The following is a 19,812-nucleotide window of genomic DNA, read 5'->3' as shown; positions in this document are numbered from 1 at the left end:
AGGAGTGGCGGACATGATCGCCTATAATTTCAACAGCGTCTCATCGATTTTGGTTGAGGACGGTGCGGCCCACAATTTGGGCGCAACCCTCAAGGCCCGGTTTGGGTGCCAGAAACCCATGGTCATCACGGACATGGGGTTGGTGCGCCTTGGCATGGTCGGGTCAGTTATGCAGGCGCTGGAAGAAGCGGAATTGCATCCGTCTCTCTATGACGGTGTGGAGGCCGATCCGTCTGAGAAAGTGGTGCTGGAAGCCGTGAAGGCGGCCAAGGCGCACGGTTCTGACCTGATTGTCGGTTTTGGTGGCGGCAGTTCGATGGACGTGGCCAAGCTGGTGGCGATCCTGTGCACAGGCAAACAGGCGCTTGGCGATATCTATGGCCTTGACCAGGTGTCTGGCGGGCGTCTGCCGCTGGTGCAGGTGCCGACAACGGCGGGCACGGGGTCGGAAGTGACGCAGATTGCCATTGTCACGACGGGCGAAAGCACCAAGATGGGCGTCTCCGACAAGACGCTACTGGCGGACCTGGCCATCCTTGATGCGACGCTGACGAAAGGTTTGCCACCCCATATCACGGCGGCGACGGGTATTGACGCCATGGTGCATGCCATTGAGGCCTACACCTCCAAGATCAAGAAGAACCCCATTTCAGACGGCCTCGCACGCCAGGCGCTTCTGATGCTGGGCGCCAATATCGAGGTCGCCTGCAAGGAGGGCGACAATATGGAAGCGCGCCGGGGCATGCTGGTGGGGGCAACGCTGGCAGGGCAGGCCTTTGCCAACGCGCCGGTCGCGGGCGTGCATGCGCTGGCCTATCCGCTGGGCGGGCATTTCCATATCCCGCATGGTCTGTCGAACGCGCTGGTGTTGCCGCATGTGCTTCGGTTCAATGAACCGGTTGCGGGCGGCCTGTATGCCGAACTGGCGGAGCTTGTGGGGGCTGGGAACAGTGCCGCCGCGCTGATCGACTGGCTCGAACGTATCGCGGATGATGTGGGTATTGAAAAGCGCCTCAGGGATGTGGGCGTGAAGGAAGGGGCGTTACCAATGCTGGCGGATGATGCCATGCTTCAGGAACGCCTGCTGGTCAACAACCCGCGTGAGATTACCCGGAGTGACGCCCTCGAGATTTATGAGGCGGCCTGGTGAGCGAGAAAGTAGCCCTGCGCAGCGTGACCGCATACCCGCATGTGTCTGATATCCAGACCCGCTGGATGGACAATGACGTCTATGGCCATGTCAACAATGTGGTCTATTACAGCTTCTTTGATACCGCCGTGAACCGCTTCCTGATCGAGGGCGGCGTGCTGGATATCCATGAAGGCGCTGTGATTGGCCTGGTGGTGGAAACCAACTGCCGCTACCTCAAACCGCTTGAGTTCCCTGAACCCGTCCGTGCCGGCATCGCAGTCTCCCATATCGGCAGCTCAAGCGTACGCTATGAGATAGGCCTTTTCGCTGGAGACGCCGAGGAACCTGCCGCGCAGGGACATTTTGTCCATGTTTATGTGGACAGAAAGACGCGCCGCCCCACTTCATTACCAAAGGACTTCAGGGCCTTGTTGGAGACCATCCATCTCGGCCCCTGAATATTGCCAGGAGGGGAGTTTGTAATGGATGTGAAAGACAAGGTTATTGTGGTGACAGGCGGTGCCAGCGGTATCGGTGAGGCGCTCGCGAAGCTGTTTGCCGCCGAGGGCGCGAAAGCTGTTGCCGTGGCGGATATGGACGCTGCGGGCGCCGAGCGGGTGGCCGGTGAGATCGGCCCGAACGCCAAGGCCTACAGGCTGGATGTGACCGATGAAGCGGCCGTGAAGGCGATGGTTGAGGATGTCGAGGCGTCGGCTGGTCCGGTTGACCTTTATTGCTCGAACGCCGGGATTATCTTCTCCGACGCGCCAGACTGGACGGTGATCAGCCGTTCGAACGCCGAATGGCAGAAAATCTGGGAAGTCAATGTGTTCGCCCACATCCTGGCGTGCCGGGCAGTGTTGCCGGGCATGGTTGAGCGCGGCTCAGGCGGTTTCCTGATCACCGCAAGTGCTGCCGGCCTCCTGAGCCAGATTGGCGACAGCAGCTATTCCACCACCAAGCACGCAGCGGTGGGCTTTGCCGAAAGCCTGGCCATCAGCCACGGCGACGACGGCATTTATGTCGGTTGCCTGTGCCCACAGGCCGTGACCAGCAAGATGACTGCGGGCGCGGAGAAAAGCTCTGCCGCCGCGGACGGCATCATGCCCGCCGAGGAACTGGCGAGCCGCACACTTGCCATGATGCGGGAAGGGCGCTTCATGATCCGCCCGCATGAGCAGGTGGAAGGCTATTTCAAACACAAGGCCAATGACTATGACCGCTGGGTGGGGGGCATGCGCAAGTTCCGTCGCCACCAGCTGGAAACCACCGGTCGTCCGATCTGATTTTAGGGAGTATTTTCAATGGATTATACCAAATTAATGGATTTCACCGACAAGGTGGTTTTTGTCTCCGGTTCCTCGCGCGGTATTGGTGAAGCCATCGTGCGCGCTTTTGCCGCCAACGGCGCGAAGGTCATCGTCTCCTCCCGTGACCAGGACGCCTGTGAGGGCGTTGCTGAAAGCATCCGGGCGGATGGTGGTGACGCCAAGGCCAAGGCAGCGCACGCCGGCAAGATGGAAGATGTGACGGCGGTGTTTGACTGGATCAAGGCGGAATATGGCCGCCTGGACGTACTGGTGAACTGCGGTGGCACCAACCCATTCTATGGTCTGATTGGCGAAACGCCGGAAGCCGCGTTCGATAAAACCATCGATGTGAACCTGAAAGGCCCTTTCTATCTGTCCGCTGAAGCGGTGAAGATGATGAAAGAGCAGGGCGGCGGCGCCATTGTCAATGTGGCGTCTATCAACGGTATCTCGCCGGGGCACTTGCAGGGCATCTATTCAATGACCAAGTCGGCCATGATCAATATGACCAAGGCCTACGCCCGCGAATATGGCCATGACGGCATTCGTGTGAATGCCATCTGCCCCGGGCTGGTGGATACCAAGATGACGGCCGTGTTCACGTCGAATGAAGATATGCTGTCCCAATACACCAGCCAGTTCCCGATCCCGCGCGCGGGCAAGCCGGAGGATATGGTGGGCGGCGTTCTGTATCTGGCGTCTGATGCGGCGGCTTTCACCACCGGCACCACGCTGGTGATGGACGGCGGCTGGACGGCGTAAGGGAGGCAGACATGACAGAATCGCTCAATAAAACGGTCAATGTGCGTGAAGGCGAGGAGCTGGACAGCCATCTGATCGACAATATCATCAAAGAGCATATTGGCGGGCTTGAAGGCACGCCGACGATCCGCCAGTTCGCCAGCGGCCATTCGAACCTGACCTATTCGATCCAGTACCCGAACAAAAGTCTGGTTCTCAGGCGTCCGCCGCATGGCACGCGTCCGAAATCAGGTCACAGCATGATCCGCGAATATAGCGTGATGAATGCCCTGAAACCGGTCTTCCCGGCGGTGCCAGAAACCTACTTCCATGTGCCGGACGAAGGCAGCCCCCTGGGCGCTGAATTTTACGTGATGGAACAGGTGGACGGCCGCAAGCTGGACCGCACGATCCCCGCAAGCTGGGGCTTTGGCGAAGAAGAAGGCCGCAAACTGTGCCTGTCTTTCTTCAACAAACTGATCGAACTGCATCAGGTTGACTATGAGGCGGCGGGCCTCGGTGATTTCGGCAAGCCTGAAGGCTATGTGGAACGTCAGGTGACAGGCTGGAACCGCCGCTATGAGCGCGTGATCACCGATGACGTCGAAGATTTTGCCGATGTGCGCAAGTGGCTGGAAGACCATATGCCGCCGGGTGAGGTTGGCCACGCGGTGCTGCACGGCGACTATAGGCTCGATAATGTGATCCTGTGCGAAGACAACCCGTTCGAGATCAAGGCGATCCTGGACTGGGAAATCAGCGCGCTGGGCGACCCATTGATGGACCTTGGTAACACGCTGGCCTACTGGTCGCAGCCCGGTGACCCGGACGAGATGATTGCCATGTGCATGCAGCCTTGCATGGCGCCCGGTATGCTGACCCGCGAGGAAATCTGTGAGCTCTATGCCGAAAAGACCGGCTATGACCTGGCCAAGTTCGACTACTATCTGGTGTACGGCGTGTTCCGCCTGGCGGTGATTTTGCAGCAAATCTATTATCGCTATTACCATGGCCAGACCAAGAACAAGGCGTTTGCAGGGTTTGGTGGGCGAACCAACCAGATCGGCAACTATGCTCGCTTACTGATTGAAAAATCTGGCATTTAGCGAAAAATCTATGGTATAGGGTGAAGCCTTCGGTGCAGTGCGTCGGAGGCTTTATTCTTTCAGGCAAATATTCTCAGGCTTTCGTACTCAGCTACAATTGTGGCGAGTTGTTTAACATTGGTTCACTTTCTGTCGTTATTCTGCGGCTTATGGACCAAGCACGGCAGAGGGGACATTTGTGGCTGAAAAACTAGCTTTCTCGCTCGCACTGGATTTGCTCTTCAATGGGCAGAATATGGACTATTGCGAGCGTCCGATCAGCCTGGACATCATCGAAGACATGGCCATGTTCAGTGACCTGCCCGGCAGGGCGCGGGTTGGTGTGATTGGCCCGGGCGGCGGACGGTTGGTGAGAACCATGGTCGAGCGCGGTTATACGGTGGATGCCTATGAGGGCAGGGTCGAATGCCGCGAGCACTTGGAACGTATGTTCGTCGGCACAAGTGCAGCCAAAATTCATCCGGCCCATCATCTGGACGACCCAATGCGGCGCGAGAAGATGAAGTTTGACGCGCTCTTCTGCATGGATGACCTGCGCGCTTTCCGCGAAGACCATGAATGGACGGCCCATGTGCAGGCCATGGTGCGCGCGGACGGTTATTTTGTCTATTCACAGGTCTCAAACAATCTGCCAGCCAAAAAGAACACGCTGGATCAGTATTTTGATCTCGTCGGCAACTATAATGTCAGCGAGGAAACTGCTGTGCAGATTCGCGACAGCTATATGGCGCTGGATACGTGGGAACCGGACGAGAAAGACAAGAAAATGGCCATCGAGACCCTCGATATGGTCAAGTCGGCCTCAGGGCTGAGGCGCAGTATCATGAGCGGGGTTGAAGTGCGCTATGTGGTCTGGCGCAAGAAATACGGGCTCAAGTAAGCCCTTGAAATTGGTAACAAGCCAAAGAGGCCCTTCCGGTTAGGAAAGGGCCTCTTTTTCTTCTTGTTTGAGCCGCAGCAGGCACTCCTGTGCCGTGGAGGCCAGCAACCGGCCCGTGCGGTCATAGAGCGCACCCCGGGCGAGGCCGCGGCCCTTGCCGGTCCAGTAGCCGTCAGTTTTGTAGTAAATCCAGTCGTCCACACGGAAGTTTTCCCGATGGAACCACATGCCGTGATCGAGGCTGGCCACAGTCTTCAGGCGCGGATCGCGCGGGATCATGGCGTGCGGCCTGAGGTTCGCTGACAGGAAAGCGAAGTCGGAGATATAGGCCATCAGGCGGGCATGCAGCGCTTGGTCACCATCAATTTTTTCCTTCAAGCGGAACCAATAGCCTGTTTCCGGGCTTTTGGGCTGCGGGTTTTCAAGGTCCATCCGGTCAATGGAGCGCATCTCGAACGGCATGAAAGGCTTGTCCTTGGGCTGTTTGCCAAAGGCGCGCAGCACGCGGGCATAATAGGCCTCATCATCGTCCAGGTCTTCCGGCTGGGGCACATCTGGCATATCTATCTGGTGTTCAACGCCTTGTTCGCCCACATGGAAGGACGCCGCGATCGTGAAGATCGCCTCACCGTTCTGGATGGCAACGACCCGCCGGGTCACAAAACTGCGACCATCGCGGATCGGGTCCACATCATAAAGGATCGGTTGGGTGGCGATGCCCGGCCGCAGGAAGTAGCAGTGCAGCGAATGCAGCTTATAGCCTTCCCCGACCGTCAGCGTTGCGGCTTCCATGGCCTGCGCAATAACATGGCCACCAAACACATGCTGGTTCGGCCACTGGTTTGGTGTGCCGCGAAACAGCAGCTTATCCAGCCGTTCAACGGCCAGTTGGTCAATAATCGGTTGAACCTTGGTCATAAAACCCCTGGTGTTAAATCAAAAGCTAGTCACGGAAGCTTGGGTCAAGCCGTTCCATTTTTCTCAGAATAGCGGGCCAGACGAAATTGTCAGCCCCGTTTGCACCGGCCACGACGCGGAGGTCCCGAAGGGCATTGTCGATCGATTCCTGGCTTGGCTTATAGATGGCAGCGCCGGTAGACTGTGTCAGCACCTGGATTTTACAGGCGCGCTCCAGGAACCACATGGCTTCAAACGCTTTTGCAACTGTATCGCCAACCGTCAGCGTGCCATGGTTACGGAGGATCAGGGCGTTTTTGGTGCCGAAGTCTGCAACCAGACGCTCTTTTTCGCCGTCGTTTACCGCAAAGCCTTCATAGTCATGATAGGCCACCATGGCCCAGGGCACGATGCTGGTCTGGCACATGGGCAACAGTCCATCTTTCTGGTTCGATACCGCAATGCCGTAATCCGTGTGCAGGTGCATCACGCAGTTGGCGTCATCGCGCGCCTCGTGGATGGCGCTGTGGATCACGAAACCGGCAGCGTTGGGGATGAAGGGTGTGTCCATCAGCTGGTTGCCGTTCAGGTCCACCTTCACAAGGCTTGAAGCCGTGATTTCCTCGAACATCAGCCCCAGCGGGTTGATCAGGAAATGGTGGTCTGTCCCCGGAATGCGCATGGACAGGTGGGTATAGATCAAATCGTCCCAGCCCATATAGGCCATCATGCGGTAAGCGGCGGCAAGGTCCACGCGGGCCTGCCATTCTTCTGCCGATACCTGATCCTTGACGCTTCTGATGTCCAGCATGCCTGGTTTTGCCATTTTCCCCTCCTTTGATTGGGGCCGTGCCCCGACGTCTTCCAGTCATGAAACTAGGCCAATTGGGGGCCATGTCCAAAGCTTGGCTGTAAATTTGTGATTATGGCTGTTTTTCTACGGTTTCGCGGCGGCCAAAGAAGCTGCGGACCGGGCCGCGACTGATGCCCGCAACTGACTGCAGTGCGCTGGGCGCATGAGGGTGGCGCTCCATCTCTGTCCAGTCAACCCTGCGGTACCGGCGCACCAAAAGGGCAGCCTTGATGGCATAGTCGCCAACGATCACGCTATACATGGCCTCAACCGGTCCGCCCAGGGCCAGCACAGCGAACCCGACCGAAAGGCGCCCGACAATCATGCCGCAGAATGTCACAAACAGCGGGTAGCGCGTATCGCCCGCACCCCTTAGTGCACCACCAATGGCAAATTCGATTGCCATCAGCGGCTGGATCAGCGCCAGGATCAGGATGAAGAATTCCGTGTCTGCCCGCACGACAGGGTCTGCGGACAGGATATTGGCCAGGGGTGTTTTGAAGGCGTAGGTGACGACCGCGAGCGCGCACATGCCCACCATGGCAAGGCGCATGGCGGCCCAGCCACTGGCGACGGCTTCGTCGTGCTTTTCAGCGCCGATCAACTGGCCCGAAAGTGTCGCGCTGGCGGTGCCGAAGCCCAGTCCCACCACGATGGTGATGCTGAGGATGGTGATGCCGATGCCGTAGGCGGCAAAGGCCGCGGTGCCGTAGCTGCTGATCAGCATCATGAACAGAAGGAAGCTCATCTGGATCAACACCTGCTCGATCGCGGCAGGCGCCCCGATCTTGACCAGTTGCCCGATCCGGCGTTTTCTGAGCGCCCCTTGAAGGTGAGGGCGGAATACATATCGCCCGCGCAACCAGTTGACGAGGAACCACAGGACAATCAGGGATTGGCCGGCAGCCGTTCCCCAGGGAATCCCGGCAATGCCGACAGCAGGCGCCCCAAAGGCGCCGCGCACAAGCATGTAGGAAAGCAGGATTGCGGCTCCGGCGCCGACCGCCATATAACGCAGCGGCCTGATCACATCGCCAATGGCCCTAAAGGCTGTGGCGATTGTCAGCATCAGGGCGAAGACGATATTGAGGAGCGCCGCCGGCTGGATATAGGCCACCGCAAGCGCGGCGGTCTTGCCGTCCAGGCTGAACATTTTCACGAGAATAGGCGCTGCAAAGTAGGTGGTGATACCCAGCACGATTGAAATCATGATCGCGAGGGCGAGCGAACTGGCGGTCGAAGCTGATGTCTCATGCGTGTCATCCGCGCCCCAGGCACGGGCCACTACAGCAGTTGTGGCAACCGATAGCGCCATGGCGGCGGCCATCAATAGGAAATGCACCCGCCCTCCGGCGACAACGGCGGCGCTCATTTCCGGCCCCAGAGGCGCCACGATCCAGAGATGCGCGAAGGAGATGGAGACCATCAGGATATTGCTGACAATATTCGGCCCAGCGAGCCGCCATACAGTTTGATAGGAAAATCCAGCCATAAGCCTCATTCTTGCGCGCGCTGCCGGTCTCTAACGACAGGATAGACGGACAGTTAGATAGGATTGTTTTCAGCTTAGGCCAGCCGATCAGAAGTTTTTTTGACGTTACGGCCAGTTCGGCCAGAAACTTTCGCTCCACGCCTTGCCGTGGGGCAAAACCGCCTTACTCCTTACCCCTGAGACTTGTATTGCCGCCCGGGAAGGGGCGACGTCTGGGGAGACTGGTATAATGAGTGATCTTGAGGCATTCCGCACGGAAACGCGGGCCTGGCTGGAAGAAAATTGCCCTGCATCAATGCGCACGCCTGCGCAAGGCGAAAAAGACATCTGCTGGGGCGGTCGTAATTTCAATTTCCAAAGCGAAGACCAGAAGCTGTGGCTTGAGCGCATGGGCGCGCGCGGCTGGACAGTGCCGACCTGGCCAAAGGAATATGGCGGTGGCGGCCTTAGTAAAGACGAAGCCAAAATCCTGGCGGAAGAGATGAAGCGCATCAAGGCGCGCTCGCCGCTCACCAGCTTCGGCATCTGGATGCTTGGCCCGGCGCTTTTGAAGTTCGGTACGCACGAGCAGAAGCTTGAGCACCTGCCGTCCATCGCGCGCGGTGAGATCCGCTGGTGTCAGGGCTATTCCGAACCCAACGCGGGGTCTGACCTTGCGGCTCTCGCCACCAAGGCTGAAGACAAGGGTGATCACTATATTATCAACGGCCAGAAAATCTGGACGTCCTATGCTGACAAGTCGGATTGGATTTTCTGCCTGATCCGCACCGATACAACAGACAAGCACAATGGTATCAGCTTCATCCTGTTCGATATGGCATCCGAGGGCGTGTCGACGAAGCCGATCCAATTGATCTCCGGCTATTCGCCATTCTGTGAGACCTTCTTTGACGATGTGAAGGCATACAAGAAGAACCTTGTGGGCGAAGTGAACAAGGGCTGGACGGTCGCGAAATACCTGCTGACGCACGAGCGCACGGGCATTTCTGAAATGGGTGTGCCCACGCCGCTCAACCGCCTTGCGGTCGACAAACTGGGCACCAATGACGCGGGTGAGCTGCCGGAAACCATGCTCCGCCACCAGATTGCCGAACATGAGATCGACGTCATGTCTTTCATGTTCACCATGGAGCGCGCCAAGGATGAGGCCAAGGCCGGCAACGAGATGGGCGCTTATTCGTCTTTCCTCAAGGCTTACGGTACCGAACTGAACAAGGATCGGCACGAGCTGATCGTCAAGATCAACGGCTCTGATGCGTTTGAGTGGGAAGGCCAGTTCTCCAACAACGGCGAAATCCCGCGCACCTGGCTCCGGACCAAAGCCAACTCCATTGAGGGTGGCACCACCGAAATTCAACACAACATCATTGCCAAGCGTGTGCTTGGCCTGCCGAGTTAAGGGGGAGTTTCACCATGGCAATGGTATTGAATGAAGAACAGCAGCTTCTGAAAGAATCCGCAGAGGGCTTCTTCGCAGAAAAAGCACCGATCACCCAGCTCAGGAAGCTGCGTGATAACAAGGATGAGACAGGCTATTCCGCTGACCTGTGGCAGGAAATGTCCGAGATGGGCTTTGCCGGCCTGATGGTGGATGAAGACCACGGCGGCACCGGCTTCGGCTGTGTCGGCGCGGGTATTGTGGCGGAAGCCATGGGCAAAACGCTGTCGGCCTCGCCATTTCTGGCGTCGAGCGTGGTGGGCGCATCGGTTATTGCGGCTGCTGCAAGCGAGGAACAGAAGGCAGCGCTGCTGCCTGCCATCGCATCCGGCGAGCTGATCGTAACGCTGGCGCTTGATGAGACCAGCAAGCATGACCCTGAAGGAACGGCACTCAAGGCCGCTGGCGGCAAGCTGAACGGCCTCAAGACTTTCGTGCCGGACGGGCATGTGGCTGATAAGGTCATCGTGCTGGCCCGCACCTCGGGCGAGCCGGGTGACCGGGACGGCCTGAGCCTCTATCTGGTGGACAAGGGCGCATCCGGCCTGATCGTCGACCGTGTGATCTCCATGGACAGCCGCAACTGGGCCAAGCTGACGTTCGAAGGTGTCGATGCCGCTGAGCTTCTAGGTGCTGAAGGCAAGGCCATGGACGTGCTTGAGCCCGCGCTGGACCGCTGCCGCATCATCGTGGCGGCGGAGCTGCTGGGCGTCGCGCAGCAGACGTTCGAGGTCACCATGGAATATATCAAGGAACGCAAGCAATTCGGCGTGCCGATTGGCTCCTTCCAGGCGCTTCAACACCGGGCCGCTGAATGGTTTGGCGAGATTGAAGTGACACGGTCAGCCGTGCTGAAAGCGCTGCAGATGGCGGATGCGGGCGGCGATATCCGCTGGTTCGCAAGCCTTGCGAAGGCGAAAGCCAGCAAAACTGCGGAGCTTGCAACCAAGGAAGCGATCCAGATGCATGGCGGCATGGGGGTGACTGACGAGTTCGACCTCGGGTTCTTCATCAAGCGCGCGCGGGTGCTTCAGCATCTGTTCGGTGATTATAATTATCACGCAGACAGGTTTGCAGCCTGCTCAGGCTATTGAGCCGGAGGGGGTAGAGAATGAGTGCATTTGATAATCTGAACCTGCCAAGCGTCGACCCATCGACGCCGTCCGATCAGGTGATTGGCATGCTGACCCGCGAAGGCATGCCGTTCGAGACGACGGAACAGGAAATTAATGGCGTAACACACACCGTGTTTGCCAACCAGCCGCCCAGCCTGCGGGAAGCCTTCATGATGTTCCTGGGGCACGGCGACAAGGAGTTCATGGTCTATGACGATGAACGGCTGACCTTCAAGGACACAATCGCCCGCGCATCCATGTTCGCGCAGGCCTTGGTGGATGACTTCGGCGTCAAAAAGGGCGACCGGGTCGCACTTTCCATGCGCAACTATCCGGAATGGCCGATCGCCTATATGGGAATCATCGCCGCCGGTGGTGTTGCGGTGGTGATGAACGCCTGGTGGACCGAAGAAGAGATCGCCTGGGGCATCAAGGACAGCGGCGCCAAAGTTGCCGTGACGGACGGTGAGCGTGCCCTCAGGTTCATGACACAGGCCGACATGCAGATCATTGTCGCGCGCGATGTCGCGCCGGAAGCTGCCAATGTGACAGCCATGGCCACCACGCTTGAAGGCAAGAAGCCGTTTGTGTGGCCAACGGTGGACCTGGGGCCAGAAGATCTGGCCATGATCATGTACACCAGTGGGTCATCCGGCTTCCCGAAAGGGGCACTTTCCACACACCGGGCGGTGGTCAGCCTTTTGATGAACTGGGTGTGTATTGCCCTGTCGCTCAAGATGCTGGGGCGCCTGAACCCGGACCCGGATTTCCAGCCTGTGATGCTGGTGGCGGTGCCGTTTTTCCATATCACGGGGCTTTTGCCGGTCCTGTTTGTGTCAGCCACCATCGGGCGCAAGCTTGTGATGATGTACAAGTGGGACGTGGAAGAAGCCTTTCGCCTGATCGAGAAGGAGGGGGTGACCACCTTCACCGGTGTACCCACCATGTCTTACGAGATGGCGGCGTCGGACCTTCGCGGCAAATATGACCTCTCAACGCTCACAGACATCGGTGGTGGTGGCGCCGCGCGCCCGCCCGAGCATGTCAAACTGATCAAAAAGTCTTTCCCGAACGCCAACCCTGGCATCGGCTATGGCCTGACAGAAACCAACAGTCTGACCGCCGTGCTGTCGGCTGACGAATATGTTGACCGGCCCACCAGCACGGGTAAACCGACGCCGCCGCTGATCCATGTGCGGATCACCGACCCGGCGACGGGCAAGGAACTGCCGGCGGGTGAGCCCGGCGAAGTGTGTATCAAGAGCGTGGTCAACATCCGTGAATATTGGAATAACCCTGAAGCTACGGCGCGGGCCTTCAAGGACGGTTGGTTCCATTCCGGCGATGTCGGGTATCTGGACGACGAGGGGTATCTCTATATCGTTGATCGCCTGAAGGACATCATCATCCGCGGCGGCGAAAACATCAGTTCGCTTGAAGTTGAGGGCGTGCTGCACGCGCATGATGCAGTCGATGACGTGATGGTCTTCAGCCTGCCGGATGAACGCCTTGGCGAACTTGTAGGCGCTGTTGTGTCCGTCAACCGGGATATCAGCGAGGCTGACCTGAAGGCCGAGGTGGCCAAACACCTGGCCGCCTTCAAGGTGCCTGAGAAAATCTGGATCACGCATGAGCCATTGCCGATCATTGCCTCGGGCAAGATCGACCGCAAGGGCATCAAGGAACAATACCGCGGCCTTTGGGCAGCAGCGGCAGCATAACAATAGAGTTAAGAGAAGAAGGAATTAGTCATGTCTATGGATTTGGGGCTTAGCAAACGCGGCCAGGAACTGAGAGAAAGAGTTCGCAGCTTCATCGATGAGCACGTTGTGCCAGTTGACGATGAATATCATCACGAAGTGGGTGGTACGGGCGACCGGTTCGAGTTTACGCCGCGCATGACGGAAATCCTTGAAGACCTGAAGGCCAAGGCGAAAGAGGCCGGCCTCTGGAACTTCTGGCTGACGGACAGTAAGGAAGGCTATGGCCTGACCACTGTCGAGTATGCCTATCTGGCAGAAGAAATGGGTCGGTCCCACCTTGCAGCGGAAAGCTTCAACTGCTCTGCGCCCGACACCGGCAACATGGAAGTGATCGAACGCTACGGCACGGACGAGCACAAGGAAAAGTGGCTCAAGCCGCTCCTGGAAGGCAAAATCCGTTCGGCTTACCTGATGACGGAACCGGACGTAGCCTCGTCTGACGCCACCAACATTGCCATGACGGCCGAACTGGACGGCGACGAATATGTCCTGAACGGTGAGAAATACTGGGCGTCTGGCGCCGGTGACCCGCGCTGCGCGGTCTATGTGACCATGGTGAAAACTGCAGGCGACGAAGCGCCGCGCAAAAGCCAGCACAGCATGATCCTGGTGGAAGCTGGCACCCCCGGCATTGAGGTGCTGCGCCCAATGATGGTGTTCGGCCACGACGACGCACCACACGGCCATATGCATATCCGCTTTACCAACGTGCGCGTGCCAAAGGAAAACCTGGTTCTCGGCGAAGGCCGTGGCTTTGAGGTTTCCCAAGGCCGCTTGGGCCCAGGCCGTATCCACCACTGCATGCGCTCCATCGGCGCGGCGGAACGTGCGCTTGAATTGCTGATCAAACGCTCGCTCTCCAAGGAAGCCTTCGGCAAGACGCTTGTGAAGCTGGGTGCCAACTATGACATCATCGCCGAATGCCGGATTGAGATCGAGATGGCGCGTCTTCTGTGCCTCAAGGCTGCACACATGATGGACACCATCGGCACGCAGGCGGCACAGCCTTACATCAGCCAGATCAAGGTGGTGGCACCGCGCATGGCGCTGAAGGTGATCGACGAAAGCATGCAGATGCATGGCGGGCAGGGCATCAGCCAGGACTTCCCACTGGCGGCTATGTGGCACGGTCAGCGGACGCTTCGTTTCGCCGACGGCCCGGATGCGGTGCACCGCATGGTGATCGCCCGGACTGAGTTGAAGAAATACCGCTCAAACAGCGTTTAAGCGGGCTTGAAGGATAAAGGCATGGAGATTTCCAACCTTTTCAGCATCGAAGGCAAAGTGGCGCTGGTGACGGGCGGAGGCTCGGGCATCGGCACCATGGCCACAGAGGCGCTCGTGCGCGCCGGATGCAAGGTCTATATTGCATCCCGGCGGCTGGAGAGCTGCGAGGCCGTTGCCGCAGAGCTGAATGCCGTCGGCCCGGGTAAGGTGATTGCGCTGCAGGCTGACCTGAAGACAGAAGAGGGCACGGCCCATCTGGCGAAGGCCATGGCGGCGCATGAGGACAAGCTGGATATTCTGGTGAACAATTCCGGGATGACATGGGGTGCCCCGTTCGAGGAGTTTCCCCGGTCCAAATGGGATGAGGTCTTTACCCTGAATGTCACGGCGGTTGCCGACCTGACGCGTCGCCTTTTGCCGATGCTCAGGAAGTCAGCAACAGCGTCAGACCCGGCCCGGATTGTTAATCTGGGTTCCGTTGTGGGTACGCGGCCTGTGTCGAACACGGCCTACAGCTATGGTGCCTCCAAGGCGGCGGTGCATCACCTGACGCGCATGCTGTCGAACGAGCTTGGCAGCGACAACATTACCGTGAACGCCATTGCACCGGGGCCTTTTCCCAGCCGCATGATGGCCCATATCACGAGTGACGAAGCGCGCCGCAAGGCGATGGAAGAAGGCGTACCTCTACGCCGCTGTGGCACGCCAGAAGACATCGCGGGCGTGCTTCTGATGCTGACTTCAAAGGCCGGTAGTTACATTACAGGTGGCATTATCCCACTGGATGGAGGTCTGTCGGCGTTGCCGTGATGTGAGGGAAAACGACGCAAAAACGAATCGGACGACGCAGACTGATTCGAATCGTAAAAATTGAGTCGGAACAAATACTTGTTCTGCATTGTTGAATCAAAGCTCCAAAGTGGAGTTTTCAAGGATTGAGAGGGGGCCGAAATGGCAGAAATGGTCGCAAAGGAAGACCTTCAGAATTACATCGGCAAGGAGACAGGTGTCTCTGACTGGATGAAAATTGATCAGGACCGCATCAATAAGTTTGCGGACGTGACAGACGATCACCAGTTCATTCATATCGACCCTGAGGCCGCCGCCAAGACACCGTTCGGCACCACCATCGCGCATGGCTTCCTGACGCTGTCGCTGCTGACGCCGCTTTCATCCGGCGCATCGCTCCGGGTGAAGGATACGGTGATGGGCATCAACTATGGCTGCGACAAGGTTCGCTTCATGAGCCCCGTGAAGGTGAACAGCGAAATCCGTGCGCGGGTCAAGCTGGCCAGTGTGGACGAAAAGCCCGGCAACCGGCTGCTGCTGAAAAACGAGATTACCATCGAGATCAAAGGCGAAGACCGCCCGGCGCTGATCGCCGAGTGGCTGACCATGATCGTGGTGGGCGAATAGATTTAGGTTAGGAGACATTTCATGAGTATCAGTTTCGAAGGCCAGGTGGCGATTGTAACCGGCGCGGGTGGCGGCCTTGGCCGGACCCACGCACTTGAGTTGGCGCGCAGGGGTGCCAAGGTGGTTGTGAATGACCTGGGCGGCGATGTGCACGGTCAGGGCGGCTCATCTGCGGCGGCTGAAGCCGTTGTGAAGGAAATCACCGATGCGGGGGGTGAAGCCATCGCCCACGGCGCCAACGTGTGTGACGCCGAGCAGGTAGCCGACATGGTGAGTAAAACCATGGACAAATGGGGCCGCATCGATGTGCTGATCAACAACGCCGGCGTGCTGCGCGACAAGACGTTCGCCAAGATGACCCTTGAGGATTTCGAATTCGTCATGAAGGTTCACGTGATGGGCTCGGTTACCTGCACCAAGGCAGTGTGGGAGATCATGCGCGAACAGGCCTATGGTCGTATCGTCATGACCACGTCGTCTTCGGGCCTCTACGGCAACTTCGGGCAATCCAACTATGGCGCGGCCAAAATGGCGCTGGTGGGCTTCATGAACACGCTGTGCCTTGAAGGCGGCAAGTATGACATCCGTGTCAACTGTCTGGCGCCGATGGCCGCCACGCGCATGACAGAAGGCCTGCTGCCGCAAGCGGCGCTAGACCTTTCGACACCTGAGTCCGTGACGGCCGGCCTGATCACCCTGTGTGACCGGGACGCACCAAACCGCACCATTCTGGCGGCGGGTGCAGGTGGTTACGCCAAGGCTGTGGTGTATGAAACCGACGGCATCTACCTGAAGCCTGAAGACCAGACGCCGGAGAATGTCCGTGCCCAGTTCGACGACTTGTCCAACCCGGAAGGCCAGCAGGAGCTGGTGCAGGGCGGACAGCAATCCATGAAGTTTATCGGAAAAGCCGCGAAAACACTCGGCGTAAAAATGTAACGCGCCTGGCGCTTAGACCAAACAAGGAGAACTCCCATGCGGGAAGCAGTAATCGTATCAACCGCCCGGACGCCGATCGGCAAAGCCTATCGCGGGGCCCTGAATGCCACTCTCGGACCAACCCTCGGCGCGCACTCCATTGCTCACGCGGTGAAGCGTGCTGGGCTTGAAGGCGGCGAAATCGAAGACGTGGTATGGGGCAGCGCCCTGACCCAAGGCTCGCAAGGGGCCAACATTGGCCGTTTGGCAGCCCTGCGCGCGGGCCTGCCGGTTACCGTATCGGGCATGACCATGGACCGTCAGTGCTCATCTGGCATGATGGCGATCGCGACGGCGGCCAAGCAGATCATTTCTGACGGCATGGACATCGCTATTGGTGGTGGCCAGGACAGCATCTCAGTGGTGCAGAACGAGCATATGAACCGCTGGCAGGCCGTGGACAAGTCGCTCGTGGAAATGCACCCACACACCTATATGCCGATGCTGCAGACGGCGGAAATTGTGGCGGAACGCTATGGTATTGGCCGTGACGCCATGGACGAATATGGCCTGCAGAGCCAGCAGCGCACGGCTGCGGCGCAGCAGGCTGGCAAGTTCGACGACGAAATCGTACCGATTTCCACCAAGATGGTGCAGGTGAACAAAGAAACCAAGGAAATGACCTTCCACGATGTGACGCTCGACAAGGACGAAGGTAACCGGCCTGAGACCACGCTTGATGGCCTGAATGGCCTCAAGACCGTGATTGAAGGCGGTACCATCACGGCGGGTAACGCCAGCCAGCTGTCTGACGGGTCGTCCGCATCCGTTCTGATGGAAGCCAAGGAAGCCGAAAAGCGCGGCCTGAACCCGCTTGGCATCTATCGCGGCATTGCGGTTGCTGGCCTTGAGCCGGATGAGATGGGTATCGGCCCTGTGTATGCCATTCCAAAGCTTCTTGAGAAGAACGGCCTGAAGATGGATGACATCGGCCTGTGGGAGCTGAATGAAGCCTTCGCTGTGCAGGTGCTTTATTGCCGTGACAAGCTGGGCATCCCGAATGAGCTTCTGAATGTCAACGGTGGTGCCATTTCCATCGGCCACCCATATGGCATGTCAGGTGCGCGCATGGTTGGTCACGCGCTGATCGAAGGCAAGCGCCGCGGTGCCAAATATGTTGTTTGCACCATGTGTGTGGGCGGCGGTATGGGCGCAGCCGGCCTCTTTGAGGTGGCATAAGCCAATATCTGATGTAATACAGGGCGGGCCTCGAGGGGCCTGCCTTTTGTTTCCGGGAGAGAGATTATGAAAGCGGTTCGCTGCCACGCGCTGGGCCACGCCAGCAATCTGAAAGTTGAAGAGATCGAAGATCCAACCCCAGGCAAGGGCGAGGTGCTGATCGACGTTAAAGCAGGGGGGCTGAATTTCCCTGACGTTTTGATGGTGGCGGGCAAATACCAGTTCCAGCCAGACCTGCCGTTCACGCCGGGCGGCGAGGGCGCGGGCGTCGTTGCCGAACTGGGCGAGGGTGTCACCAATGTGAAGGTCGGTGACCGGGTGATTTTCTTCAACCAGCAGGGCGCGTTTGCCGAAAAAGCCGTGGCGCCTGCCATGACTTTGGTGCCAATGCCCAACAGCATGCCGTTTGAAGTGGCTGCCGGTTTCACCATCACCTATGCCACCAGCTATCACGCGCTTAAGCAGCGCGCGGGTATCCAACCGGGCGAAACGCTTCTGGTGCTTGGTGCAGCGGGCGGTGTGGGCCTCGCAACCGTTGAACTGGGCAAGGCCATGGGCGCGACCGTGATCGCGGCGGCCAGCACAGACGAAAAGCTTGAATTTTGCAAGAACGCGGGCGCTGATCACCTGATTAACTATTCCAAGGAAGAGCTGAAGGACCGGGTGAAGGAAATCACCGGCGGCAAGGGCGTGGATGTGATCTATGACCCTGTGGGCGGCGATTATACCGAAGCCGCGCTCAGGACCATGGCGCCAGGTGGGCGTCATCTGGTGATCGGTTTTGCCGCAGGCGATATCCCGCGTCCGCCGCTCAATCTGTGTCTGTTGAAGCAGTGTTCTATCGTTGGCGTCTTCTGGGGCAATTTCGCCCGCGCTAACCCGAAGGTGCAGATGCAGAATATGATCGATATGTTCGGCATGTTCGAAAAAGGCACCATCAAGCCGCTGGTGAACGATGTGTTTGCCCTGGACGATGTGGTGGATGCCTTCGCATGCCTTTCCGAACGCCGGGCGAAAGGCAAAGTGATCCTGAAGCCATAAGCTTATTGCATGCCTGAATGTGGAGGCCGCGGCAGTCATGTCGCGGCCTTTGTTTTTAGTTTTTTAAATTTCTGGACTGGTTAGTCTTGAAAAAGATCGCGAGGGCTGTATCTTCCTTTCCGTGAACGTAAACCACGGGCACAAACAGGAATGGGGAGTGTATGAAGGCCTTACGTCTTATCGCAGGAAAAGAAGCGCGCCGCCGCATAGAGGAAAAGGGGCTGACCCCGGACCTGGTGCGGCTTGTTGTTGGCGCCTCGGGCGGCCCCAAGTGGCTGATCCTGCGCGGGCTGGACCAGTTTGTGTTTGGTGACTGGCTGAAGGATGCCAAACGCCCGATCGACATGGTGGGCTCCTCCATCGGCGCCTGGCGTATGACGCTGGCGTCCCACCCGGATGCGGGGGCCATGTTCAACGCCTTTGAGGATGCCTATTTCAGCTACCGCAAGGAAGACGGCGCCACACCCGAAGCCGTGACCAAGGCATCCTACCGCATTCTGAACCAGATTATGGGCCCGGATGTGCGGGACGCCATCATCGCCAACAAAGCGCGGAACCTCAATATCGTGGCGGTAAAGTGCCTGGGCGCAACCGGCAGCCAATCGCGTTTCCTTGAGGGCGCAGGGCTTCTGGGCGCTTTCGCCGCCAACAGCATCAGCCGGCCGCTTCTGGGGAACTTCTTCCAGCGCGCCGTATTCCATTCAGGCGACCGTGTGGCTTGCTCAGGCGCCTGGGCAGATTTCGGCCGGATCGATGTGAAGCTGCAGGCTGACGCGATCCACGATGCGCTGATGGCCTCAGGCTCCATTCCTTTCGTGGTGGAAGCCGTACGTGATATCATGGGGGCGCCCAAGGGCGTATACCGGGATGGCGGGGTGATTGACTATCACTTCGAGATCCCGTGGCAGTATGACGACGGCATTGTGCTTTATCCGCATTTCTACGGCCATCTGGTGCCGGGCTGGTTCGACAAGGCGCGCGAGAGGCGGCGGGTGACAGGCGACGTGCTGGACCAGCAGCTGATCCTGGCGCCAACGGACGAGTTTGTTGCCAGCCTGCCAAACGGCCGAATACCGGACCGCAAGAATTTTACCGATATGGAAGACAGTGAGCGCCTGCCTTATTGGCGCCAGGTGGTGGATATGAGCTACCGCATGGCAGACGAGTTTGGGGAACTTTGCCAAAATCAGGACGCGCTGATGAATAGACTTGAAGCCGCCCCCGACTAGTGGGCTATTATTAGG

General features: G+C 58.4%; 19 protein-coding genes. 16 read left to right on the top strand and 3 right to left on the bottom strand.

The genetic code is table 11. The features are described 5' to 3' along the window. Positions 1-13: 13 nt before the first annotated feature. From KORLAC_RS11825 to KORLAC_RS11800, 6 genes are all read left to right on the top strand, one after another. Positions 14-1,150, top strand: a complete 1,137-nt coding sequence (locus tag KORLAC_RS11825; RefSeq protein ID WP_068306806.1) for an iron-containing alcohol dehydrogenase — start codon at positions 14-16, stop codon at positions 1,148-1,150. Then, on the top strand, positions 1,147-1,590 hold the full coding sequence (locus KORLAC_RS11820; RefSeq protein ID WP_068306804.1) for an acyl-CoA thioesterase: 444 nt from the start codon (positions 1,147-1,149) through the stop codon (positions 1,588-1,590). The genes KORLAC_RS11825 and KORLAC_RS11820 overlap by 4 nt, the downstream gene beginning before the upstream one ends. Positions 1,591-1,614: 24 nt before the next feature. Further along, positions 1,615-2,418 carry an SDR family oxidoreductase gene (locus tag KORLAC_RS11815; protein WP_068306802.1) on the top strand — a complete coding sequence of 268 codons (804 nt, stop codon included), beginning with the start codon at positions 1,615-1,617 and terminating at the stop codon, positions 2,416-2,418. Between the two features lie 18 nt (positions 2,419-2,436). Further along, complete coding sequence (locus KORLAC_RS11810; RefSeq protein ID WP_068306800.1) at positions 2,437-3,204, top strand: glucose 1-dehydrogenase; 768 nt, start codon at positions 2,437-2,439, stop codon at positions 3,202-3,204. A gap of 11 nt (positions 3,205-3,215) precedes the next feature. Further along, positions 3,216-4,289, top strand: coding sequence for a phosphotransferase family protein (locus KORLAC_RS11805; protein WP_068306798.1), 1,074 nt, complete (start codon positions 3,216-3,218; stop codon positions 4,287-4,289). A gap of 178 nt (positions 4,290-4,467) precedes the next feature. Continuing rightward, positions 4,468-5,169 carry a class I SAM-dependent methyltransferase gene (locus KORLAC_RS11800; protein WP_068306797.1) on the top strand — a complete coding sequence of 234 codons (702 nt, stop codon included), beginning with the start codon at positions 4,468-4,470 and terminating at the stop codon, positions 5,167-5,169. 39 nt (positions 5,170-5,208) lie between these two features. Here KORLAC_RS11800 and KORLAC_RS11795 read toward each other — a convergent pair whose 3' ends face one another. From KORLAC_RS11795 to KORLAC_RS11785, 3 genes are all read right to left on the bottom strand, one after another. After that, a complete protein-coding gene (locus KORLAC_RS11795; protein WP_068306794.1) occupies positions 5,209-6,087 on the bottom strand; it encodes an acyl-CoA thioesterase in 879 nt (292 codons plus the stop codon). A gap of 25 nt (positions 6,088-6,112) precedes the next feature. Next, complete coding sequence (locus tag KORLAC_RS11790; RefSeq protein WP_068306792.1) at positions 6,113-6,892, bottom strand: class II aldolase/adducin family protein; 780 nt, start codon at positions 6,890-6,892, stop codon at positions 6,113-6,115. Between the two features lie 97 nt (positions 6,893-6,989). Beyond that, positions 6,990-8,411, bottom strand: a complete 1,422-nt coding sequence (locus KORLAC_RS11785) for an MATE family efflux transporter (RefSeq protein WP_068306789.1) — start codon at positions 8,409-8,411, stop codon at positions 6,990-6,992. A 229-nt stretch (positions 8,412-8,640) separates the two neighbouring features. On the opposite strand from KORLAC_RS11785, the gene KORLAC_RS11780 reads away from it, so the two are divergent. The 10 genes from KORLAC_RS11780 to KORLAC_RS11735 all read left to right on the top strand — a co-directional run bounded on the left by KORLAC_RS11780 (position 8,641) and on the right by KORLAC_RS11735 (position 19,797). Further along, positions 8,641-9,810: an acyl-CoA dehydrogenase family protein gene (locus KORLAC_RS11780; protein ID WP_175445655.1), complete on the top strand. Its 1,170-nt coding sequence runs from the start codon at positions 8,641-8,643 to the stop codon at positions 9,808-9,810. A 14-nt stretch (positions 9,811-9,824) separates the two neighbouring features. Then, the gene (locus tag KORLAC_RS11775; protein ID WP_068306787.1) at positions 9,825-10,943 is read left to right on the top strand and encodes an acyl-CoA dehydrogenase family protein; all 1,119 of its coding nucleotides are present in this window, start codon (positions 9,825-9,827) and stop codon (positions 10,941-10,943) included. 17 nt (positions 10,944-10,960) lie between these two features. Continuing rightward, positions 10,961-12,685 carry a class I adenylate-forming enzyme family protein gene (locus KORLAC_RS11770; RefSeq protein WP_068306781.1) on the top strand — a complete coding sequence of 575 codons (1,725 nt, stop codon included), beginning with the start codon at positions 10,961-10,963 and terminating at the stop codon, positions 12,683-12,685. Positions 12,686-12,715: 30 nt separating this feature from the next. Further along, entirely contained in the window at positions 12,716-13,954 is a 1,239-nt protein-coding gene (locus tag KORLAC_RS11765; RefSeq protein WP_068306779.1) for an acyl-CoA dehydrogenase family protein, read from the top strand. A gap of 21 nt (positions 13,955-13,975) precedes the next feature. Continuing rightward, the gene (locus tag KORLAC_RS11760; RefSeq protein ID WP_068306777.1) at positions 13,976-14,764 is read left to right on the top strand and encodes an SDR family oxidoreductase; all 789 of its coding nucleotides are present in this window, start codon (positions 13,976-13,978) and stop codon (positions 14,762-14,764) included. A gap of 141 nt (positions 14,765-14,905) precedes the next feature. Further along, complete coding sequence (locus KORLAC_RS11755) at positions 14,906-15,370, top strand: MaoC family dehydratase (protein ID WP_068306775.1); 465 nt, start codon at positions 14,906-14,908, stop codon at positions 15,368-15,370. A gap of 21 nt (positions 15,371-15,391) precedes the next feature. Then, a complete protein-coding gene (locus tag KORLAC_RS11750; protein WP_068306774.1) occupies positions 15,392-16,309 on the top strand; it encodes an SDR family NAD(P)-dependent oxidoreductase in 918 nt (305 codons plus the stop codon). Between the two features lie 36 nt (positions 16,310-16,345). Then, positions 16,346-17,527 (top strand): acetyl-CoA C-acyltransferase, encoded by a 1,182-nt coding sequence (locus KORLAC_RS11745; RefSeq protein WP_068306772.1) that lies wholly within the window; start codon positions 16,346-16,348, stop codon positions 17,525-17,527. A 66-nt stretch (positions 17,528-17,593) separates the two neighbouring features. After that, on the top strand, positions 17,594-18,568 hold the full coding sequence (locus KORLAC_RS11740) for an NADPH:quinone oxidoreductase family protein (RefSeq protein WP_068306768.1): 975 nt from the start codon (positions 17,594-17,596) through the stop codon (positions 18,566-18,568). A 161-nt stretch (positions 18,569-18,729) separates the two neighbouring features. Next, positions 18,730-19,797 carry a hypothetical protein gene (locus KORLAC_RS11735; RefSeq protein WP_068306766.1) on the top strand — a complete coding sequence of 356 codons (1,068 nt, stop codon included), beginning with the start codon at positions 18,730-18,732 and terminating at the stop codon, positions 19,795-19,797. The last annotated feature ends 15 nt before the right edge of the window (positions 19,798-19,812 follow it).

The organism is Kordiimonas lacus (assembly GCF_001550055.1).
Classification (GTDB): Bacteria; Pseudomonadota; Alphaproteobacteria; order Sphingomonadales; family Kordiimonadaceae; genus Kordiimonas; species Kordiimonas lacus.
The sequence above is the reverse complement of the archived record's forward strand: the minus strand, read 5'-3'. Positions and strand labels throughout refer to the sequence as shown.

Excerpts from the sequence above, each read along its gene's own strand:
- KORLAC_RS11825 (WP_068306806.1), top strand. The coding sequence starts at position 14 with ATGATCGCCTATAATTTCAACAGCGTCTCATCGATTTTGGTTGAGGAC.
- KORLAC_RS11815 (WP_068306802.1), top strand. The coding sequence starts at position 1,615 with ATGGATGTGAAAGACAAGGTTATTGTGGTGACAGGCGGTGCCAGCGGT.
- KORLAC_RS11810 (WP_068306800.1), top strand. The coding sequence starts at position 2,437 with ATGGATTATACCAAATTAATGGATTTCACCGACAAGGTGGTTTTTGTC.
- KORLAC_RS11805 (WP_068306798.1), top strand. The coding sequence starts at position 3,216 with ATGACAGAATCGCTCAATAAAACGGTCAATGTGCGTGAAGGCGAGGAG.
- KORLAC_RS11795 (WP_068306794.1), bottom strand. The coding sequence starts at position 6,087 with ATGACCAAGGTTCAACCGATTATTGACCAACTGGCCGTTGAACGGCTG.
- KORLAC_RS11790 (WP_068306792.1), bottom strand. The coding sequence starts at position 6,892 with ATGGCAAAACCAGGCATGCTGGACATCAGAAGCGTCAAGGATCAGGTA.
- KORLAC_RS11785 (WP_068306789.1), bottom strand. The coding sequence starts at position 8,411 with ATGGCTGGATTTTCCTATCAAACTGTATGGCGGCTCGCTGGGCCGAAT.
- KORLAC_RS11780 (WP_175445655.1), top strand. The coding sequence starts at position 8,641 with ATGAGTGATCTTGAGGCATTCCGCACGGAAACGCGGGCCTGGCTGGAA.
- KORLAC_RS11775 (WP_068306787.1), top strand. The coding sequence starts at position 9,825 with ATGGCAATGGTATTGAATGAAGAACAGCAGCTTCTGAAAGAATCCGCA.
- KORLAC_RS11770 (WP_068306781.1), top strand. The coding sequence starts at position 10,961 with ATGAGTGCATTTGATAATCTGAACCTGCCAAGCGTCGACCCATCGACG.
- KORLAC_RS11765 (WP_068306779.1), top strand. The coding sequence starts at position 12,716 with ATGTCTATGGATTTGGGGCTTAGCAAACGCGGCCAGGAACTGAGAGAA.
- KORLAC_RS11760 (WP_068306777.1), top strand. The coding sequence starts at position 13,976 with ATGGAGATTTCCAACCTTTTCAGCATCGAAGGCAAAGTGGCGCTGGTG.
- KORLAC_RS11755 (WP_068306775.1), top strand. The coding sequence starts at position 14,906 with ATGGCAGAAATGGTCGCAAAGGAAGACCTTCAGAATTACATCGGCAAG.
- KORLAC_RS11750 (WP_068306774.1), top strand. The coding sequence starts at position 15,392 with ATGAGTATCAGTTTCGAAGGCCAGGTGGCGATTGTAACCGGCGCGGGT.
- KORLAC_RS11745 (WP_068306772.1), top strand. The coding sequence starts at position 16,346 with ATGCGGGAAGCAGTAATCGTATCAACCGCCCGGACGCCGATCGGCAAA.
- KORLAC_RS11740 (WP_068306768.1), top strand. The coding sequence starts at position 17,594 with ATGAAAGCGGTTCGCTGCCACGCGCTGGGCCACGCCAGCAATCTGAAA.
- KORLAC_RS11735 (WP_068306766.1), top strand. The coding sequence starts at position 18,730 with ATGAAGGCCTTACGTCTTATCGCAGGAAAAGAAGCGCGCCGCCGCATA.